At 73.3% G+C, this 18,724-nt stretch carries 10 protein-coding genes; 5 read left to right on the plus strand and 5 right to left on the minus strand.

Annotated features, from left to right (window positions below; genetic code table 11):
* On the minus strand, window positions 1–848 hold an 848-nt coding region (locus Voc01_RS16610; RefSeq protein WP_203928338.1), incomplete at its 3' end, for a PEP/pyruvate-binding domain-containing protein.
* 75 nt (window positions 849–923) lie between these two features.
* On the opposite strand from Voc01_RS16610, the gene Voc01_RS16615 reads away from it, so the two are divergent.
* Entirely contained in the window at window positions 924–1,304 is a 381-nt protein-coding gene (locus tag Voc01_RS16615; protein WP_203928339.1) for a DNA-binding protein, read from the plus strand.
* Window positions 1,301–1,915 (plus strand): transcriptional regulator, encoded by a 615-nt coding sequence (locus Voc01_RS16620; protein ID WP_239160253.1) that lies wholly within the window; start codon window positions 1,301–1,303, stop codon window positions 1,913–1,915. Before Voc01_RS16615 ends, Voc01_RS16620 begins: the two co-directional genes overlap by 4 nt.
* On the opposite strand, the gene Voc01_RS16625 is transcribed toward Voc01_RS16620, so the two are convergent.
* Complete coding sequence (locus Voc01_RS16625; protein ID WP_203928340.1) at window positions 1,906–3,564, minus strand: glycoside hydrolase family 9 protein; 1,659 nt, start codon at window positions 3,562–3,564, stop codon at window positions 1,906–1,908. The genes Voc01_RS16620 and Voc01_RS16625 overlap by 10 nt on opposite strands.
* Window positions 3,565–3,738: 174 nt before the next feature.
* Between Voc01_RS16625 and Voc01_RS16630 the strand changes: the two genes are divergently transcribed.
* The gene (locus tag Voc01_RS16630) at window positions 3,739–4,185 is read left to right on the plus strand and encodes a hypothetical protein (RefSeq protein ID WP_203928341.1); all 447 of its coding nucleotides are present in this window, start codon (window positions 3,739–3,741) and stop codon (window positions 4,183–4,185) included.
* Between the two features lie 164 nt (window positions 4,186–4,349).
* Complete coding sequence (locus Voc01_RS16635) at window positions 4,350–12,008, plus strand: hypothetical protein (RefSeq protein ID WP_203928342.1); 7,659 nt, start codon at window positions 4,350–4,352, stop codon at window positions 12,006–12,008.
* A gap of 77 nt (window positions 12,009–12,085) precedes the next feature.
* Here the strand turns inward: Voc01_RS16635 and aceB are convergent, their stop codons facing one another.
* Both aceB and aceA read right to left on the minus strand, forming a co-directional pair.
* Entirely contained in the window at window positions 12,086–13,642 is a 1,557-nt protein-coding gene (aceB, locus tag Voc01_RS16640) for a malate synthase A (RefSeq protein WP_203928343.1), read from the minus strand.
* Entirely contained in the window at window positions 13,639–14,928 is a 1,290-nt protein-coding gene (gene aceA / locus Voc01_RS16645) for an isocitrate lyase (RefSeq protein WP_203928344.1), read from the minus strand. The genes aceB and aceA overlap by 4 nt, the downstream gene beginning before the upstream one ends.
* A 147-nt stretch (window positions 14,929–15,075) precedes the next feature.
* Here aceA and Voc01_RS16655 point away from each other — a divergent pair, with 147 nt between their 5' ends.
* Entirely contained in the window at window positions 15,076–16,521 is a 1,446-nt protein-coding gene (locus Voc01_RS16655; protein ID WP_203928345.1) for a short-chain fatty acyl-CoA regulator family protein, read from the plus strand.
* Here Voc01_RS16655 and Voc01_RS16660 read toward each other — a convergent pair.
* Window positions 16,511–18,712 (minus strand): Hsp70 family protein, encoded by a 2,202-nt coding sequence (locus Voc01_RS16660; protein WP_203928346.1) that lies wholly within the window; start codon window positions 18,710–18,712, stop codon window positions 16,511–16,513. The two genes, Voc01_RS16655 and Voc01_RS16660, sit on opposite strands and share 11 nt — an antisense overlap.
* Between the last annotated feature and the right edge of the window lie 12 nt (window positions 18,713–18,724).

The raw sequence follows: 18,724 nt of genomic DNA on the forward strand, positions 1-18,724 counted from the left end.
GGCCCGGGCAGTTCCGCCGGCCCGGGCAGCCCGGCCGGCCCGGGCAGTTCCGCCGGCCCGTGCAGCCCGGCCGGCCCGGGCAGTTCCGCCGTGACCGGGCGGGCCTGGAGGACCCACAGCTCGTCACCGGCCACGGCCCATTCGACGTCGACCGGCGTTCCGAGGATCTCCGCGATCCGCCGGCACGTCGCGGCGACGCGGCGCACCTGCCCGTCCGACAGGCACGGCCGCTCGCGGTCGCCGGCCGCCACCGGCGTCCGCGCGGTGCCGCCCGCCGGTGCCCGGTCGACGCGCTCCCGCTTGTCACCGACGGAGCGAGCGGTGATCCGGTCCGCGAGCACCGTCCACGAGTCCGGGGTGACCAGGCCGTGCACCACGCTCTCGCCCAGCCCCCACGCCGCTTCGATCCGCACGGCGTCACCGGTGAACGCCACCCCGGCCACGTCGGCGTCGACATGCCGCTGGACCAGCACCGCCATCACCGGCTCCGCGGTGAGGCCCCGCGCCCGCCGGTACGCGACCGCCCGCTCCGACCACAGCGACTCCCGGCACGCCCGCACCGCCCCGGCGATCGCATCGGCGCCCCGCACGCCGAGGACGCTGTCGTGCTGGCCGGCCGCCGAGGCGTCCGCCAGGTCCTCGGTGCTCGCGGACGACCGCACGGCCACAGCCCCGCCGGGGCCGTCCAGCACAGCCCCGCCGGGGCCGTCCAGCACCGCCGGAACAGGGGAACCGGACGGGATCACGTACCCGTCCGGCACGCGGATCCCGGCCCGCAGCAGCAGCCCCAGCACCCCGGCCTTGCCGCCGCAGGTGGCGACCGTGGCCGCCCGCAGCTCGACGATCATCTCTTCAACATTCTGTTGACAACATTCCGTTGATGATGCACCTTACATCCTGTGGCAAAGGATGCGAGAGAGGACATGAACGACGACCAGGCCCGCGCCCACCGGGAACGCTCCGCCCGCGAGCGCCTCGTCGCCCTCGGGCCCGGCCGGCTCGACCCGCGCCCGTGGCAGCCTCCGCCGGTCCCACCGTCGGCGACGGACCTGGTGCACGCGTTCCTCTGGTGGTCCGGGCGTACGCCGGCCGCCGACCCGGGCCAGCGCGACGGCGCGGTGGCCGCTCTCGAACTGCTCGCCGCCGCGCGCGCCGAGCTCGACCAGCTCGAGGCCTCGTTGCTGTTCACCGCCCGCGCGCTGGAGCTCACCTGGGCCGAGATGGCCCGGGCGATGGGACTGAACTCGCCGCAGGCCTGCCAGCAGCGCCTCGACCGGCTCCAGAACCGGGTGCACGGCTCGTGACCGACGAACTACTGGTGCTGCACGCCGTGCGCCTGCTGGGCATGGCCGACGCCGACCGGGTCGCGCGGAGGTTCGACCTCGACCGCGCGGAAGTCCAGGAGCTGCTGCTCGACGGTCAGGCGTACGGCTGGGTCACGTGGTCGGAGTTCGCCGGCGTCGGCGGATGGTCGCTCACCGACCGCGGACGCGCGGAGAACGAGCGCCGCCTCGCCGCCGAGCTCGACGGCGTGGCGGGCGGGAGGGCGGTGGTCGCCGAGGCGCACGAGGCGTTCCTGCCGTTGAACGCGCGCCTGCAACGGGCGTGCACCGACTGGCAGCTGCGCCCCCGGCCCGGAGCGCCGCTCGCGGCCAACACCCACGACGACCGGCGGTGGGACGCCCGGGTCCTGGCCGAACTGGCCGCGATCGACGGTGAGCTGGCGCCGCTGGCCCGGGACCTGGCCGGCCAGCTGGCCCGGTTCCGGGGCTACGACACCCGCTTCGCCGCGGCGCTCACGAAGGCGACGGCCGGGGAGCGCGAGTGGGTCGACGGCACCGGCGTCGACTCCTGCCACCGGGTGTGGTTCGAGCTCCACGAGGACCTGATCGCCACGCTGGGCCTTCAGCGCTGAGCCAGGTAGGCCGCGACGAACACGAGCGGCGCGTTCCACCGGACGCACACGTCGTTGGTGACCTCCGACGTCGGCTCGTCGAGGTAGCGCAGCTGCGGCGGCAGCCCGTCGAGGCGGGGGTCGGACGGGAAGCCCGGGGTGGGCTTCGAGTTCGCCCCGCCGGCGAGCGCGCCGCGTGGGGGAGTGGAGCCGAAGACGCGGGTGCGCTGGCGCCGGCTGAAGTCGGTGCCGTACCCGGTGACGTAGCTCTGCCCGAGCGCGTTGCGACCGAACAGGTAGTCGACGCCCGACGCCACGGCGTCGTGGTAGCGCGGGTCGCCGGTCGTGCGGTGCGCGACCGCGAGCACCACGAGGTTGTTCAGCAGCCGCCCGTTCGACCCCCAGTCCCAGCCGTCGTCGGGGGCGTACGGCTGGCCCCACGGCTGCCGCTCCTGGACGCCGACCAGCCGGTCGGCCGCCGCGACGACACTCTCGCGCGCCGACGGCAGGGAACCGGCGAGCGAGAGCCGCGCCGGCGCGGTGACCCGGTGGAAGTCGAACCCGCCGGCATCGAACCCGTTGGCGCTGAACGCGTCCGCGGTGTGCTCCGGCGAGGACTCCAGGTCGCGCAGATACGCGGGGGAGCCGGTCGCCAGCCACAGTTCGGCCGCCGCCCAGTAGAAGTCGTCGGCCGGGTCGGCGTCGTTGTAGGGTCCGCCGCCGAACGCGCCCTCGTCGTCGGGGGCGAGGAGCACCGGGTTGCGGTGGGCGGCGGCGTACGCGTCGCGGGCGGCGGCGAGCAGGGTGGCCGCGTAGGCGGGGTCGTCGTCGCGCAGGAGCCGGGCGCCGTGGGCGGCGGCCGCTGCCACGTGCAGCGTCGCGGTGGTCGACGGCCGGTGCAGCACGCGGGTGGTCGGGTCCTCGTGCGGGCGGCCGGGCAGCGGCGACCACTCGGTGCCGTGCACGCGATGGAACGCCATGCCGGCCAACGGGTCGCCCGCCGGCACCCGCATGCGCAGCAACCAGTCGAGCTGCCAGCGGCACTCGCTCCGGATCCGGTCGGAAAGATCGTCATGGGACCCGCTGAGCAGCCCGATCGTGCCCAGCAACTGCCACTCCGCGAGGGCGCCGCTGGTGGTGTACTTCCCGTAGTCCCCGGCGTCGTACCAGCCGCCGGACACGTCGAACGTGCCGGTAGGGGTCCAGCCGGGGTACAGCCGCTCGGCGTCGGGGCCGGTCCACGCCGGTACTGCACGGTCGCCGAGGTGGCCCGCGGGTCGGCCGTGCACGGGGTCGTCGACCGGCGCGCCGCACCGCATCAGCCGGAAGAACCGCAGGGCGTCGAAGGCCAGCGGGTCGTAGAGCCGGTCGTCGATGGCGAACGGGTGGCTGACGGCGCCGTCGGCCTCGACGCGGAACCCCTCCCCGGTGGCGTCGAGACCGGTGAAGTCGAGCACGTGCACCCACTGGCCGGAGGTGGGTTCCGGTCGTGCCGGCCAGGGCTGTGACCGTCCACTATGGACCTTCTCGCCGGAGGCGTCGCGCACGACGAACCCGACGGGCGCGTCCGCGTGCCCGGCCACGACGAGCGTCGCGCGCATCGGACGGCCGGGCAGGTAGCCCACCTGGTTCACCCGGACGCGCGGCCGGGCGTCCCCTGTGCCGATCATGCTGAACGACCGTAGTCGCCCGCAGAACAGGGTTACCACGCACCTGGGCGGTTCCCTCCGACATTCGGCGAATTCGGGGACTAAAGGTCACTACTCGACTACTGTCCGCGACTGACGGGTTTGGGGGCGGAACGGGATCCGCGTCCTCGATGGGTCCTTGGGGGAAGGTGATCCGTGGCTGCGCCCAGGCGGAGCGGTGACCGGCGATTCCGCTGGATGGCGTGGAGCGGCATGCTCATCGCCGTCCTGCTCGTCGTCTGTGCCGCCGCCCCCGCGGCCCCGGCCCTGGCCGACGACGACTGGGCGCCCCGCGTGCGGTCGGTGCTCTCCGCGTTCACCGGCGGGCATACCGCTCCCGCTCCGCCGCACGGGGCCGGCACGCCGGCGCCCGAGCAGCGGCAGGTGATGGTCACGCCGACCACCGAGTCCCACGGCGTCCTGCGGTCGACCGTGCTCGTGGTGACCGACATCGACGTCTACAGCGGCGCGGTGGTCGCGGACGTGCTCGCCGTCACCGGTGCGCCGGTCGGGGCGGTCGTCGCCAACGGCTTACGCCTCCTCGCGGCCGGCTCCGGCCCTCTCGTCTCCGCACGGCACCTGCAGGGACACCTCACGACCTGACGGGTCTGTCGACCGGTTCGCCGGTCGCGCCGTCCGGACGGTGCCCGCGCCCGCCCTCGTGGCCGGGATGCGGCGCGCTCCGGACGAAGCTCCCCCATGTACAGGACTGAGTGTCACCCGATAACTACTTTCCGTCTCGAGCGGGTCTTCGGTAGGAGTAGCGGATGCGTCGACTGGTGAGCGCGCTGGCAGCGATGGTGCTGGGCATGACGGTTCCGGCGGTGGCCGTCCCACTGCCGGCGCAGGCGGCGACGCCGCCGGTCGCGGCGACGGCGCAGGCGTTACGCGCCAGCATCAAGCTCCTGCCGGCCGTCCTCGGCGGCATCACGCTCACCGCGGCGACCCCCAACCTGAGCTGGTCGACCGGCCAGAGCGCGAAGAGCACGCAGGACGGCGTCACCCCGCTGCTCGGCGGTGTGCTCGGCCCGACGCTCCTCGACGCCGGGCTCACCAAGGCCAACGCCGGCCCGACGAGCAACGGCGGCGGGTCCTCCTCGGAGGTCGCCGGGCTCGACGTGCTCGGCGCCGTGACCGCCGACGTCATCCGGTCCTCGTGCGCGCTGACGCCGACCGGCATCTCCGGCGGCACCACCGCGACCGGTCTGAAGGTCGCCGGCCTCCCGGTCACCGTCGACGCCGACCTGGCGATCAACGTGCCCGGCGTGCTGACCGGCTACGTCGACCGCCGGATCGTCAGCTACAACAACTCGACCGGCGCGCTGACGTACACCGTGCGCGGCGTCGACCTGACGCTGCTCGGCGGGCTCTCGGTCGTCGCGAGCGGCACGGTGGTCGTCACCGAGGCGGTCTGCACGGGCAACGCGAAGATCAGCGGCGGGCTGGGCGCGACCGGTGTGTCCCGCGCCCCCGGCCAGACCGGCACCCCGACGGTGACGCTGACCAACACCGGCGACGTCGCGGCCCCGAACACCACGATCAGGATCCCGATGCCCGGCGTCGGCTACCAGGTCGGCTCCGTAACCACCACGGGCGGCGGCACCTGCTCGACCGGCGGCGGCTACATCACCTGCGAGAACATCACCGTCCCCGGCAACGACCAGGTGACCGTCAGCATCCCGGTGACGCTCTCGCCGTCACCCGGCATGACCAACTGGGCGCCGGCCGCCGGCGCGATCACCGCGAGCTCCGACCTGGTCGTCGGCGTCGGCGGCACCGAGGCCACGGCCGCCACCGGCTCGGCCACGACGCTGGTCACCGTCCTCCCGCCGCTGACCACCGGCGGCACCATCACCGCCACGCCGGTGAGCGTCGCGCCCGGCGCGACGGGCGCGGCGTCGCTCGCGGTGAAGAACAACGGCCCGTCCGACGCCAACGCCTCCACGGTCACCGTGCCGCTGTCCACGCTGCCGACCGGGCTGACCGTCACCGCCGCGAACGCGGCCGGCCAGCCGTGCACCGTCTCGCCCACGACCGTCACCTGCACCGGCGTGCCGGTCGCCGCGAACTCCTCGACCCCGGTGACGCTCACCGTGGCGGCCGGGCAGAACGCCGTGCCCGGCACGCACTGGGACGCCACCAACATCGCCGCGGTCATGAACGGCACGACGGTGACCCTGTCGGACCGGCTCGCCACGGTCTCGCCCCCCGACGTGCGGTTCACCGGTGGCATCACGCTCAACGGCGTCAGCGCCGTACCCGGTGGCGCGTCGGCGACGTTCACGGCGAAGTTCGTCAACAACGGCCCGTCGAACTCGGTGGGCACCACGATCACGTTCCCGCCGCTGCCGGCGGGCTACACCCCGGGCGCGGTGAGCACCACCGGCGGCGGCACCTGCATGTCCACGTCGCAGGCGCTCACCTGTGACGGCGTGCTGATCCCGGGCGGCGGCGGTTCGGTCACCGTGTCGGTGCCGGTGACGCTCGTGTCGTCGGTGACGTCCGCCTGGGTGGCCACCGCGGGCAACCGGGTGAGCGTCAGCGGCAGCGACAGCACCGCGTACGCCACCGGAACCCTGGTGACGCCGACGCCGCAGGTCACCCTCGTGCCGACGTTCCAGATGCCGGCCGCCGAGACCGTCGAGCCGGGCGAGAGCACCCAGTTCACGGTGACGATCGACAACACCGGCCCGTCCGACGCCAACCAGGCGGTGTTCGGCGTCATCGCGCCGGCCGGCACGCAGTTCCCGTCGCCGTTGACCGGCGGCGCGGTGAACTACTGCACGCGGGTCACCGCCACCCAGCTCAGCTGCAAGATGGACCTGACGGTCGCCGAGGCGCCGAAGTCGTTCACGGTGCCGCTCGACGTGCTCGCGTCGGCCGACCCCACCACGCCGGTCACCGGCGGCTGCATCGACCGCGACGGCAGCCTGAACTGCACCGCGTCCGACCCGGCGATCCCAACGATCGTGCTGCAGGTGCCGTTCGAGGAGAACGTCACCGCGGTCACGTTGCCGACGCCGGTGGTACCGGGCACCTCGTCGATCGGCGAGATCATCCTGAGCGCCGGCTTCGACCCGGTGAACGACGCGGTCGTGACCGTGCCGCTCGGTGCCCTGCCGCCCGGGGTCACGGTCGTCGCGGCCACCGCCGGCAACGGGTCCAACTGCGTGCTGACGCCGGCGGTGACGTGCACCGGTGTCGACATCGCCGAGGGCGGCACCACGCGGGTGCGCCTGACCATCAAGGCCGACCCGGACGTCGCGCCCGCACAGACCTGGCTCGCGAGCGGCATCGTGGCCGCCGAGACCGACGCGCCGGACGCGGCGAAGGTGACGACCACCGGACCGCTGGCGACGATCTCGGCCCGCCAGAACACGCTCGACGTGCAGTACCAGGTGCCCGCCCCCGGCGTCGTCGAGCCGGGTGACGCGTTCACCGTCACGGTCACCGTCACCAACAACGGTCCCTCCGACGCGGTCGCGTTCCCGATCCAGATCGTCGCGCCGGTCAACACGGTGATCGGCGACCGCACCAACACGCCGCTGGCCACGTGCATCCTGTCGGCTCCCGGCCGGCTGGTCTGCCCGCGCGACATCGCGTTCGGCGACCCGCTGCAACTGGTGGTTCCGCTCATCGCGTCGGTGACCGCCGACCCGTCGCTGCCGCTGACCTCCGGCTGCGTCGACGTGGGGGACCACGACCTGAACTGCGACCCCGAAGACAAGAAGATGCCCGACATCGTCATGACGCCGCGGTTCGTCGACGTCGTGTCGGTGAACACGCAGCCGGTGACGATCGCACCCGGCGACAGCGGCAGCACCACGGTGGTGGTCAACGCCAGCCGGGAGGTCGACGACATCGTCGTCACCATCCCGTTGAGCAGCCTGCCCGCCGGCTTCACGGTCACCGGGGTCACCCCGGTCGGCGCCGGTGACGACGCCGACTGCGAGATCGACGTGCCGAACAACGTCATCCGCTGCACCGGCATCACCGTCGGCGGTACCGGCCAGGCCAGCATCTCCATCAGCGTGGCGGTCGACGTGGCCGCCGACGTCGCGCCGACCACCCAGTGGACCAGCACCAGCATCACCGTCGCGGAGAGCCCGCTGCCCGGCGCCGACACCCTGCAGGCCGGCGGCAGCCTCGTGCAGGCCGGCGCCCGGGACTTCGACCTCGACGTCTCGGTCGACGCGCCGGCGGCCGACACGGTGCTGCCCGGCGGGTCCACCTCGCTGACGGTCACGATCGACAACGAGGGTCCGTCGAACGCGCTCAACGCGCCGGTCAACGTGTTCGCGCCGGTCGGGACGACGTTCGGCGACATCGCGGGCATCGACCCCACCGGTGACGTCTGCACCCGGGTCTCCTCGACCCAGCTGGCGTGCCTGATCACGCTCGCGGCCGCCGACCCCCCGCTGGAGCTGCCGATCCCGCTCGGCGTCTCCGCGTCGGCCAACGCGGCCGCGCCGCTCACCGGCGGCTGCGTCGACGTCGACGCCAACCTCGTGTGCGGCGCCGCGCCCGACGTGGCCGTTCCGGCGATCGACCTCGACACGCCGATCGGCCAGGTCATCTCGATCACCACGCTGCCGACGACCGTCGCGCCGGGCGCACCGGCCGGCACCGCGACCGTGCGGCTCACCAGCACGCAGGTCCGCAGCGGGCTCACGGTCGAGATCCCGTTGGACGGCCTGCCGTCCGGTTTCACCGTCGTGCCCGGCAGCGCCACCGGCCCGTCCGGCGCGTGCCCGATCACCACGGTGATCACCTGTAGCAACGTGTCGGTCGCGGCGAACCAGACGGTTCCGGTGACCTTCCAGGTCACCGTCGACCCGCTGGTCAGCACGACGGCGGCGTGGAGCACCAACGGCATCAAGGTCACGCAGTCCGCGCCGACCGCGCAGGTGCTCAGCGGCGGTGGTCCGCTGGTCTACGCGGGTGCCCCGAACTACACGCTCGGGATCACGTGGGCCATGCCGGCGGCCGGCTCGGTGCTGCCCGGCGGCACGGGCACCGTCACCGCGACGGTGCGGAACAACGGCCCGTCGGCCGCGTCGAACGCCGTGGTGCCGATCATCCTGCCCCCGGGCACGGCGATCGGCACCCTCACCGACCAGGACGCCATCGACCACTGCGTCAAGGTGTCGGCCCGCGTGCTCAACTGCGTGGTGACGATCAACGCCGTCAACGGCACCATCGGGCTGGACGTGCCGGTGGTGGTCGCGCCGACCGCCGACCCCGCCGTTCCGCTGACCGGCGGCTGCGCCGACCTGGACCTCAGCGGAACCTGCGGCACGGGCACCGACAGCGCGATGCCGTCGATCACGCTGGGCCGCACGCTCGCGTCGGTCTCCGGCGTCACGGTCACCCCGACCACGGTGACGCCCGGCGCGACCGGCACGGCCGCGCTGCAGTTCACCGCGACCCAGGCGTACGCGAACCTCACGCTCACGATCCCGCTGGCGAGCCTGCCCGACGGGTTCGACATCGCGTCGGCGAAGGTCGGCAACGTCGACTGCACCGTGACCGTCTCCGAGATCTCCTGCCCGGTCGCGAATCTGGCGCCGGTCACCCCGCGGACGGTCGGCATCGTCGTCGACGTGGCGGCCGACGTGCCCGGCGGCGTCTCCTGGACGGTGCCCGGCTTCACGCTGGCCAACGGCTCGGACACGGTGACCAGGACGGGCACGCTGGCCGTCTCGGGCGCACCGGTCCACCCGCTCGACGTCACGATCGTCGGGCCGGCGGCGGACACCGTCCGGCCGGGCACCGAAGCCGTCATGTCGATCTCGATCGACAACCTGGGCCCGTCGGACGCGGCGGGGCTGCCGGTCTCGGTCGTCGCCCCGCCGGGCACCAGCTTCGACACGCTCAGCGGTCGGGCGGCCCAGATCTGCCAGCGGGTCTCGAACACCCGGCTGCTGTGCGGGGTCACGCTGGCGGCCGCGGCGATGTCGCCGGAGGCGTTCGACGTGATGGTGCTCGTCTCGCCGAACGCGCGGGGAGACGTCGTCATCACCGGTGGCTGCGTCGACCTCGACAGCAACGGCACCTGCGGGCCGACCGACCGGAACCTGCCCGGGATCGACCCGAACATCCTGCTCGTCACCGCGATCGACGGCCACCTGGACGTGGTGAACCTGGTGCCGGGCTCGACCGGCCAGGCGGTGCTGACGCTCACCGGTGAGGAGCCGGTGCCGGGCGTGGTCGTCACGTTCCCGACGAACTCGCTGCCGGTCGGCGTGGAGCTGCTCACGGTCACCGCCGCCGGACAGCCGTGCGCGATCGCCAACTCGCAGGTCACCTGCCCGCCGGTGAACGTGGCGGAGAACGGTGGGACGCCGATCGTCATGACGTTCAAGGCGGCACCGGACGTGAGCCAGTCGGCGTTCTTCGCGGCGACGATCACCACGACGTTCCAGCCCGGTCCGGACCAGCAGACCGACGCGCAGGGCGGCACCATCGTCCAGATCGCACCGCCGCAGGTGACGCTCGTCGCCGACGTCGACCCGCCGCTGGACGACACGGTGCTGCCGGGCGAGCAGGCCGACCTGACCATCTCGGTGACCAACAGCGGCCCGTCCACGGCGACGAACGCCCCGTTCAGCGTCGTGGCGCCGCAGGGCACGACGTTCGTCGACCCGCTCGACGCGAACACCGACACCTACTGCGACCGGGCCTCGCCGACCCAGCTCGACTGCTGGGTCACGCAGAACCCGAACGCGCCCGCGATCGTGCTCACGCCGAAGATCCAGATCCCGGCGAACGCCGACCTGACCACCCCGCCGCCGCCCGGCTGCGTCGACCTGAACAACGACGGCGCGTGCTCCGGCACCGACGAGCCGGTTCCGGGGGTGGTGCCGCTGGCACCGCTGTCGGCGGTGGCGACGATGACCACGACCGCGGCGCGGGTGGCGCCGGGTGACACCGGTACGGCCACGGTGACGATCACGGCGACCCAGGCGCTCACCGGGCAGACGCTGCGCATCCCGATGACCGGGCGGCCGGCCGGCTTCGACGTCACCGCCGCGAGCGTCGGCGCGACGCAGTGCACGATCGATCCGGCGACCGAGATCGTGTGCACGCCGGTCGCGGTGACACCGGGCACGTCGACCCTGGTGACGCTGACCGTCGAGGTCGACGCGTCGGTGACCGCGGTCCTCGAGTGGCGGCCGACGAGCATCACGCTCAGCGGGTCGCGGGGCTCGACCGGGATCAGCGGGCCGCTGGCGTTCAGCATCGAGCCGGAGCAGAACGTCACGGTGACGCTCGGGCAGCCGAGCCGGCTGCGGCTGACCAAGAACATGACCACGATCGTCCCGGTGACCCTGAAGAACAACGGTCCGCTCGACGCCACCCCGGCGATCGTCGACATCTTCCTGCCCAACGGCATGGAGCTGGTGACCCCGAACACCCTGCCGTGCGTCTCCAACGGTCCCGGCGTGATCACCTGCACGACGAACCTGCTCGACCAGGAGTCGAAGACGTTCAACCTGGAGCTGAAGGTCAGCCAGACCACGCCGGTCGGCTCGAAGCCCAGCGGCGGCTGCGTCGACGAGGACACCAACGGCAACTGCTCCGGTGCCGAGGACGACCCGATGCCGACGTTCGAGGTGGCCCCGTCGGGCGCCGACCTCACGGTCAGGTTCGAGGACCCGACGATCGAGGCGGTCCGCGGCGCGGACGTGGAGGTCGCGCTGCCGATCGGCAACCTCGGCCTCGACCCGGCCGGCGACACCGAGCTCGACATCGACCTGCCGCTCGGCGTGGGCGTGGTCTCCGCGCGTCGCGAGACCGAGGCGGCGACCGGTCAGAGCATGTCGCAGTGGGGGCTCACCGAGAAGGTATCGGTGGCGACCGTGGGGTGGCAGCCGCGGGTGGCCGACCCGGTCTGGGTGCGGGAGGAGGCGGGCCTGCCGCCGGGCCAGACGGTGACCTACACCGGCGGGGCCTGCACGGTCGACTTCGAGGGCGACCTGGACTGCACGCTGCCCGACCAGACCGACGCCAACATCGACATCCTGTACCTGACCCTGGAGATCGACGACAGCGTGCCGGTTGGCGACTACGCCATCGTCGCGCGGGCCGCCACGAGCACGGTCGAGGACCAGTCCGGCAACAACACGGCGGTCGCGATGCTGCAGGTGCGCAACGCGCCGGTGGTCGTGCCGCCGGTGACCGGCCCCGGCGGTGGCGGCGGCAGCGGCGGGTCCGGTGGCTCCGGCGGCGGCCGTGGTGGCGCCTACGGCGACGGCGACCTGGCGAAGACCGGTACGCCGATCGAGGCCATCGTCCTCTACGGCATGGTGCTGATCGCGGTCGGCGTGCTGGTGCGGTTCGGTCCCCGGCAGCTCGTCGGCCGGCCCGCCGGGCGGCGTCCGGTGCGTCGACGCCCGGTCCGCCGCTACCGCCTGCCCGCGTGAGCGAATGACGGGTCGGATACCTGCAGGCCCATGGAGCAGGTATCCGACCCGTCAAACCTTTCGGGGGTGGGGTGCGGCTATCGGGCCAGGTACGTGGCGTAGGCGCGGGTGGTGAAGAACTCGGGCAGGTCGGGCTGCAGCGCCATCCGGTTGAACAGGTTGCCGGCGCGGGCGAGGTTCTCGTCGCGGCCCTCGGTCTCCGCGTCGGCGGCGGTGTACTCCTCGTCGAGGAGCTTCGCGACGAGCTCGTGGTCGATCGTCCGCCCGTCGGTGAGGCGGGTGCCGTGGCGTAGCCACTGCCAGATCTGGCAGCGGGCGATCTCCGCCGTGGCGGCGTCCTCCATCAGGTCGTAGATGGCCACGGCGCCGGTGCCGCCGAGCCAGGCCCGCAGGTACCGCAGCGCGACGGCGATGTTGTTACGCACGCCCGTCTCGGTGACCTCCGTGCCGGCGCTGGCGAAGTCGAGGAGGTCCTCGGCGGTGACGTCCACGTCGAAGCGCTGCCGGCCGATCTGGTGCGGGTTCTCGCCCACGTGCCGGTCGAACACGTCCCGGCACACCGGAACCAGCGCCGGGTGCGCCACCCACGACCCGTCGAACCCGGCCGACGCCTCGCGTTCCTTGTCGACCCGCACGTGGGCGAACGCGCGCTCGTTCGCGGCGGTGTCGCGGCTCGGGATGAACGCGGCCATGCCGCCGATCGCGTGGGCGCCGCGCTTGTGGCAGGTCTTCACCAGCAGCTCGGTGTAGGCCCGCATGAAGGGGACCGTCATGCGCACCTTGGCGCGGTCGGGCAGCACGGCGTCGGGGTCGGCGCCGAACGTCTTGATGACGCTGAAGATGTAGTCCCAGCGGCCGGCGTTCAACCCTCCACTGTGGTCACGCAGCTCGTAGAGGATCTCCTCCATCTCGAACGCGGCGGTGATGGTCTCGATGAGCACGGTGGCGCGGATCGTGCCGTACGGGATGCCGAGCAGGTGCTGGGCGTGGCAGAACACGTCGTTCCACAGCCGCGCCTCGCGGTGGTTCTCGAGCTTCGGGAGGTAGAAGTACGGCGTCTCCCGGTTGTGGAAGATGTAGAGCCCGAAGTCGACGAGCGCGGCCGGCATCGGGTGCCCGTCCACCACCACGTGCTTCTCGACCAGGTGCCATCCGCGGGGCCGGACCACGACGGTGGCCGGGTCGTCGCCGACGCGGTACCGCTTGCCGGCGCCCGAGACGAAGTCGAGGCGACCCTCCCGGGCGTCGATCAGGTTCAGCTGGCCGCCGACGATGTTCTCCCACGTGGGTGAGGTCGCGTCCTCGAAGTCGGCCAGCCAGACCTTCGCGCCGGAGTTGAGCGCGTTGACGGTCATCGTCCGCTGTGGCGGGCCGGTGATCTCGACCCGCCGGTCGACCAGACCCGGCGCCGGCGCGGCGACCCGCCATGTCGGATCATCACGGATCGCCGCGGTCTCCGGAAGGAATCCGAGCCTCTCGGCGCCGCGGGCGAGCCGGGTGCGGCGCCGGCGGCGGCGCTCCAGCAGGTCGACCCGCGCGCCGGCGAACCGGCGGTCGAGCTCGACGAGGAACGCCAGCGCGTCGGGGGTGAACAGTTCGTCCTGACGGTTCTCGCTGCCCCGGATCTCGATCATTTGGTGGCTCCCGCGAACTGTTCGTGCTCGGTGGACCCGCGCATCGCGACGGTGTCGCTCTGCGGGTTGATCGTGGTGCTGACCAGGTCGAAGTACCCGGTGCCGACCTCGCGCTGGTGGCGGGTGGCCGTGTAGCCCTCGGCCTCGGCGGCGAACTCGCGCTCCTGCAGGTCGACGTAGGCGGTCATGCCGGTCTCGGCGTAGCCGCGGGCCAGGTCGAACATCGAGTGGTTGAGCGCGTGGAAGCCGGCCAGCGTGATGAACTGGAACTTGTAGCCCATGTGGCCGAGCTCGCGCTGGAACTTCGCGATCGTGGCGTCGTCGAGGTGCTTCTTCCAGTTGAACGACGGCGAGCAGTTGTACGCGAGCAGCTGGTCGGGGTACTTCGCCTTGATGGCCTCGGCGAACTCGCGGGCCACGTCGAGGTCGGGCTTCGAGGTCTCCATCCACAGCAGGTCGGCGTGCGGCGCGTAGGCGAGGCCCCGGGTGATGCACGGCGCTATGCCGGCGTTCACGCGGTAGAACCCTTCCGCGGTGCGCTCCCCGGTGACGTACCGCGCGTCGCGCTCGTCGAGGTCGCTGGTGATGAGCGTCGCCGCCTGCGCGTCGGTGCGGGCCACGATCACGCTCGGCACGCCGGCCACGTCGGCCGCGAGCCGGGCCGCGTTCAGGGTGCGCACGTGCTGACCGGTCGGCACGAGCACCTTGCCGCCGAGGTGGCCGCACTTCTTCTCCGACGCGAGCTGGTCCTCCCAGTGCACGCCCGCCGCGCCGGCGGCGATCATCCCGCGCATCAGCTCGAACGCGTTGAGCACGCCGCCGAAGCCGGCCTCCGCGTCGGCGACGATCGGCACGAGCCAGTCCCTCTGCTGGGAGCCCTCGGCCCATTCGATCTGGTCGGCCCGCAGCAACGCGTTGTTGATGCGGCGCACCACGCTCGGCACCGAGTTCGCGGGGTAGAGGCTCTGGTCGGGGTACGTGTGGCCGCTCAGGTTCGCGTCGGCCGCGACCTGCCAGCCGCTGAGGTAGATCGCCTTGAGCCCGGCCCTGACCTGTTGCACGGCCTGGTTACCGGTCAGTGCGCCGAGGGCGTGCACGTAGTCCTCGGTGTGCATCAGGTCCCAGAGCTTCTCGGCGCCGCGCCGGGCGAGCGTGTGCTCCTCCGTGACGCTGCCGCGCAGCCGCACCACGTCGGCCGCCGAGTAGGTCCGCTCCACGCCGCTCCAGCGCGGGTCGGTGGACCATTCGCGTTCGATCTCCGCCGCAGCGGTCTGCCGGTCAGTCATGGGGTGGCTCCGATCCTTGCGAACTATGGGAACTGCGTCTTAGCCACCGTCGCACGGCGTTCCGTCTGCGGTCGAAGCTAACTTTCGCTAATCTTGTTCGGTTAGTTTGCGAAGGTTGTTAATGGTTAACGGTCGTATAGTCCGGTGATGGACAAGACCTATGCCGGCCGTCGCTTACGGCGGCTCCGCGAAGACCGCGGGCTGAGCCAGGCCGCCCTGGCGCGGCGGCTGTCCGTATCGCCGAGCTACCTCAACCAGATCGAGCACGACTCCCGGCCGCTGACCGTGCCGGTGCTGCTGCGGCTGTGCGAGGAGTTCGGCGTCGACGCGGGGTTCTTCGCCGCGCACGACGTCACGCGGCTCATCGCCGAGATCCGCGAGGTGGTCGCCGACGGCGCGCTGGCCTCGCCCGAGGCCGCCGGTGAGGCGGCCGAGCTGGCCGAGAAGCTGCCGCACACCGCGCGGGCCCTGGTGACCCTGCACCGCCGCTACCGCCAGGCGCTGGAGCAGCTGGCGCTGCTCACCGACGGGCGCGCCTCCGACGCGCCGGCGCCGCAGATCGCGATGATGCCGCACGAGGAGGCCCGCGACTACTTCTACCGGCGGCACAACTACATCGCCGAGCTCGACGACGCCGCCGAGCGGGTCGCCGCGGAGATCGGCGCGCGGCCCGGCCAGATGCTGGCCGCTCTCGACGCCCGGCTGGCGCGGCACGGCATCCAGGTCGTCGGGCTCGACGCCGGCAGCCCGTCGAGCCCGACGAACCCGGGGGAGCAGCACCGGTACGACGACACCACGAAGCGGCTGTACCTCGCCGGGCACCTGCGCCCCGGTCAGCAGGCGTTCCGGATGGCGGTGCAGCTCGCGTTCGCCGAGTACGCCGACCTGATCACCGACCTCGCGGCCGACGACGAGCTCAGCTCGCCGCCCGCGGTGACGCTGACCCGCGTGGGCCTGGCCAACTACTTCGCCGCGGCGGTCATCATGCCGTACCGGGCGGTGCACGCGACCGCCGAGCGGTACCGGTACGACATCGAGCGGCTGGCCGACCACTTCGGCGTCGGCTTCGAGACCGTGTGCCACCGGCTCAGCACGCTGCAACGGCCCCGGCTGCGCGGGGTGCCGTTCTCGTTCATCCGGGTCGACCGGGCGGGCAACATGTCCAAGCGCTCGTCGGCCACCGGGTTCCACTTCACCCGTACCGGCAGCACGTGTCCACTGTGGAACGTCTACGAGGCGTTCGCCGCGCCCGGCCGCATCCTCGTGCAGATCGCCAGCATGCCCGACAACAGCCGCTACCTGTGGGTGGCGCGCACGGTGACCCGCACGCCCGGCCGCTACGGCGCGCCGGGCAAGACGTTCGCCGTCGGCCTCGGGTGCGACGTGCGGCACGCCGACCGGCTCGTGTACGCCGCCGGCCGCGACCTCGACGACCGCGACGCGGCCGTGCCGATCGGCGTCGGCTGCAAGGTGTGTGACCGCGAGGGCTGCCCGCAGCGGGCGTTCCCGCAGATCGGGCGCAGCCTCGCGGTGAGCGAGAACCGCAGCACGTTCGCGCCGTACCCGCACAGCGAACCGGGCGTCAGCGGGTGAGCTCCCACAGGCACACCGAACCACCGTCGTCGCCGGTGGCGAACGTCTTCCCGTCCTGGCTGAACGCGATGCTGACGACGGCGCCGTCGTGGCCCGTCAACGGGTCCCCGACGGGCTGGCCCGAGCCGGCCCGCCACAACGCGACCGTCCGGTCGGCGCTGACCGTGGCGACGACGTCGCCGTCGCGCGTGAACCCGCCACCGGTGACGTCGGCGTCGTGGGTACCGCCGAGCGTGTGCAGGAGCGTGTGGCCGGCGGTGTCCCACAGCCCCGCCCCGCCGGAGCCGACGGTGAGCACCGTGGTGCCGGTCGGGCTGAACCCGGCGCGGTGGAGGACGTAGGCGTCGACGTGCAGCGGGTCGCCGAGCCGCTGGTTGCTCGGCACGTCCCACAGCACCACGTCGTGGCTGCCGTCGGCGGTGGCGAGCAGGCGCCCGTCGGCGCTGAGCCCGACCGTCGGGGTCGCGCCGGCGGGTACCGCCATGGTCCGCAGCGGCCGGCCGATCCGGTCGGAGAACCGGACCTGTCCCTGCTGGGCGGTGATGACCGTCTCGCCGTGGATGCTCAGGGCGGCGTCGCTGACCGGAGCCGAACCGACCTCGACGTCCACTGTGGACACCGTGGCGGTGCTCCACAGCCGCACCCCCGCGCGCCCGGCGACGAGCAGCACGGTGTCGGCGGGCCCGAACGCGACGGCGACCACCGGCCCGGTGCCCGGCCGCGGCTGGCCGACCGGCGCGCGGGTGGCGACGTCCCAGACCCTGGCGGTCGCGTCGTCGCCGCCGGTGACGAGCAGCGCGCCGTTGCGGCTGAAGCCGAGGTCGCGCACCCGGCCCTCGTGGGCGTCGATCCGGGCGATCAGCCGCGCACCCGACACGGCTCCGGCGGGCTCGACGGGCGGCGTCACCGGGATGCTCGCGGGTCGCACGCGCGGGTCGCCGTCGAACAGCGCGACCGCCACGGCCGTCGTCGTGAGCGCGGCCGCCGCGGCGCCCGCGCCGAGCGCGACCCGCCGGCTGACCCGGCGCGCGACGGTGTCCACCTCCGGCTCGGGCTCCAGCGGCGGCGGTTCGCCGAGGTCGATCACCGGCCGGGTGGGCAGCGGCGCCAGCGCGGCCACCGTCGTCGCGTCCAGGCAGCCCTCGCTGACCGCGAGGTCCGGATCGTCGGTGACCACCGGCGCGACACCGAGCGCGCGGTGCAGCATCGTGGCGACCAGCGGGATCCGTGCCGACCCGCCGACGAGGAACACCGCGTCGACCGACGCCCGCGCGGCGGCCGACCGGTGCAGCAGGTCGACGGTGAGCTCGACGGTCCGCCCGATCACCGGCCGCGCGAGCCGGTCGAACTCCTCCCGCGTGAGGCGCACGGTGCGGTCGATGACCGGCACCCGCAGGTCGGCCGCCGGGTGCCGGGACAGCTCCTCCTTGGCGGCCCGGGCGGCCCGCCACAGCGCCATGCGGGCCGCCTGGTCGGCCGGGTCGCGCGGCCAGTCCAGCCGCCGCCAGGCGTCGGCCGGCGCGCCGGTGACCTGCCGCGCGTGCTGCACCACGAGGGCGTCGAGCGCGAGGCCGCCGACGTCGGCGAGCCCGGCGGTGGCGGTGACCGCGAACCCGTTGCCGTACGGGCGCACCACGCTGACGTCGAACGAGCCCGCGCCGAGGTCGTAGACGACGACGGACCGCCCGGCCGACACCGCGTGCCCCAGCACGTGTACGAGGTACGCGGCGGCCGCCACGGGCTCCGGAACGAGGTCGACCGGCGGCAGCCCCGCCCGCGCCGCGGCCTCGACGAGCACGTCGAGGCGGTGCCGGCCCCACGCCGCGGGGTGGGTGAGCGTCGCGGCGCCGACCTTCGCGCCGGCGGCACGCACCGCCTCGGCGGCGATCCGGTCGAACACCGCGCCGACGAGGTCGGGCACCGGAACGGCGCGTCCGCCGAGCCACACGGTGCCGTCGTCGACGCGTCGCTTCGGTGCCGCCTCGAAGCCGGCCGGGTACGCCGGCGCGGCCCGCTCGGCGTCGGCACCGGTGCGGAGGTCGGGCTCGCCGGGCCGGGCCAGCGTGGCCGAGGGCAGCAGGGGAGAGGCGTCGAACATCAGCGGTCGGGCCCGTCCCAGCGGGTCGACCATCGTGGCGACGGTGCTCGAGGTGCCGAAGTCGATCCCGAGCCGCACGGGCTGACCGGTCACGCTCCGACTGTA

The sequence above is a fragment of the Virgisporangium ochraceum genome, assembly GCF_016863655.1.
In the GTDB taxonomy this organism is placed as follows: Bacteria; Actinomycetota; Actinomycetes; order Mycobacteriales; family Micromonosporaceae; genus Virgisporangium; species Virgisporangium ochraceum.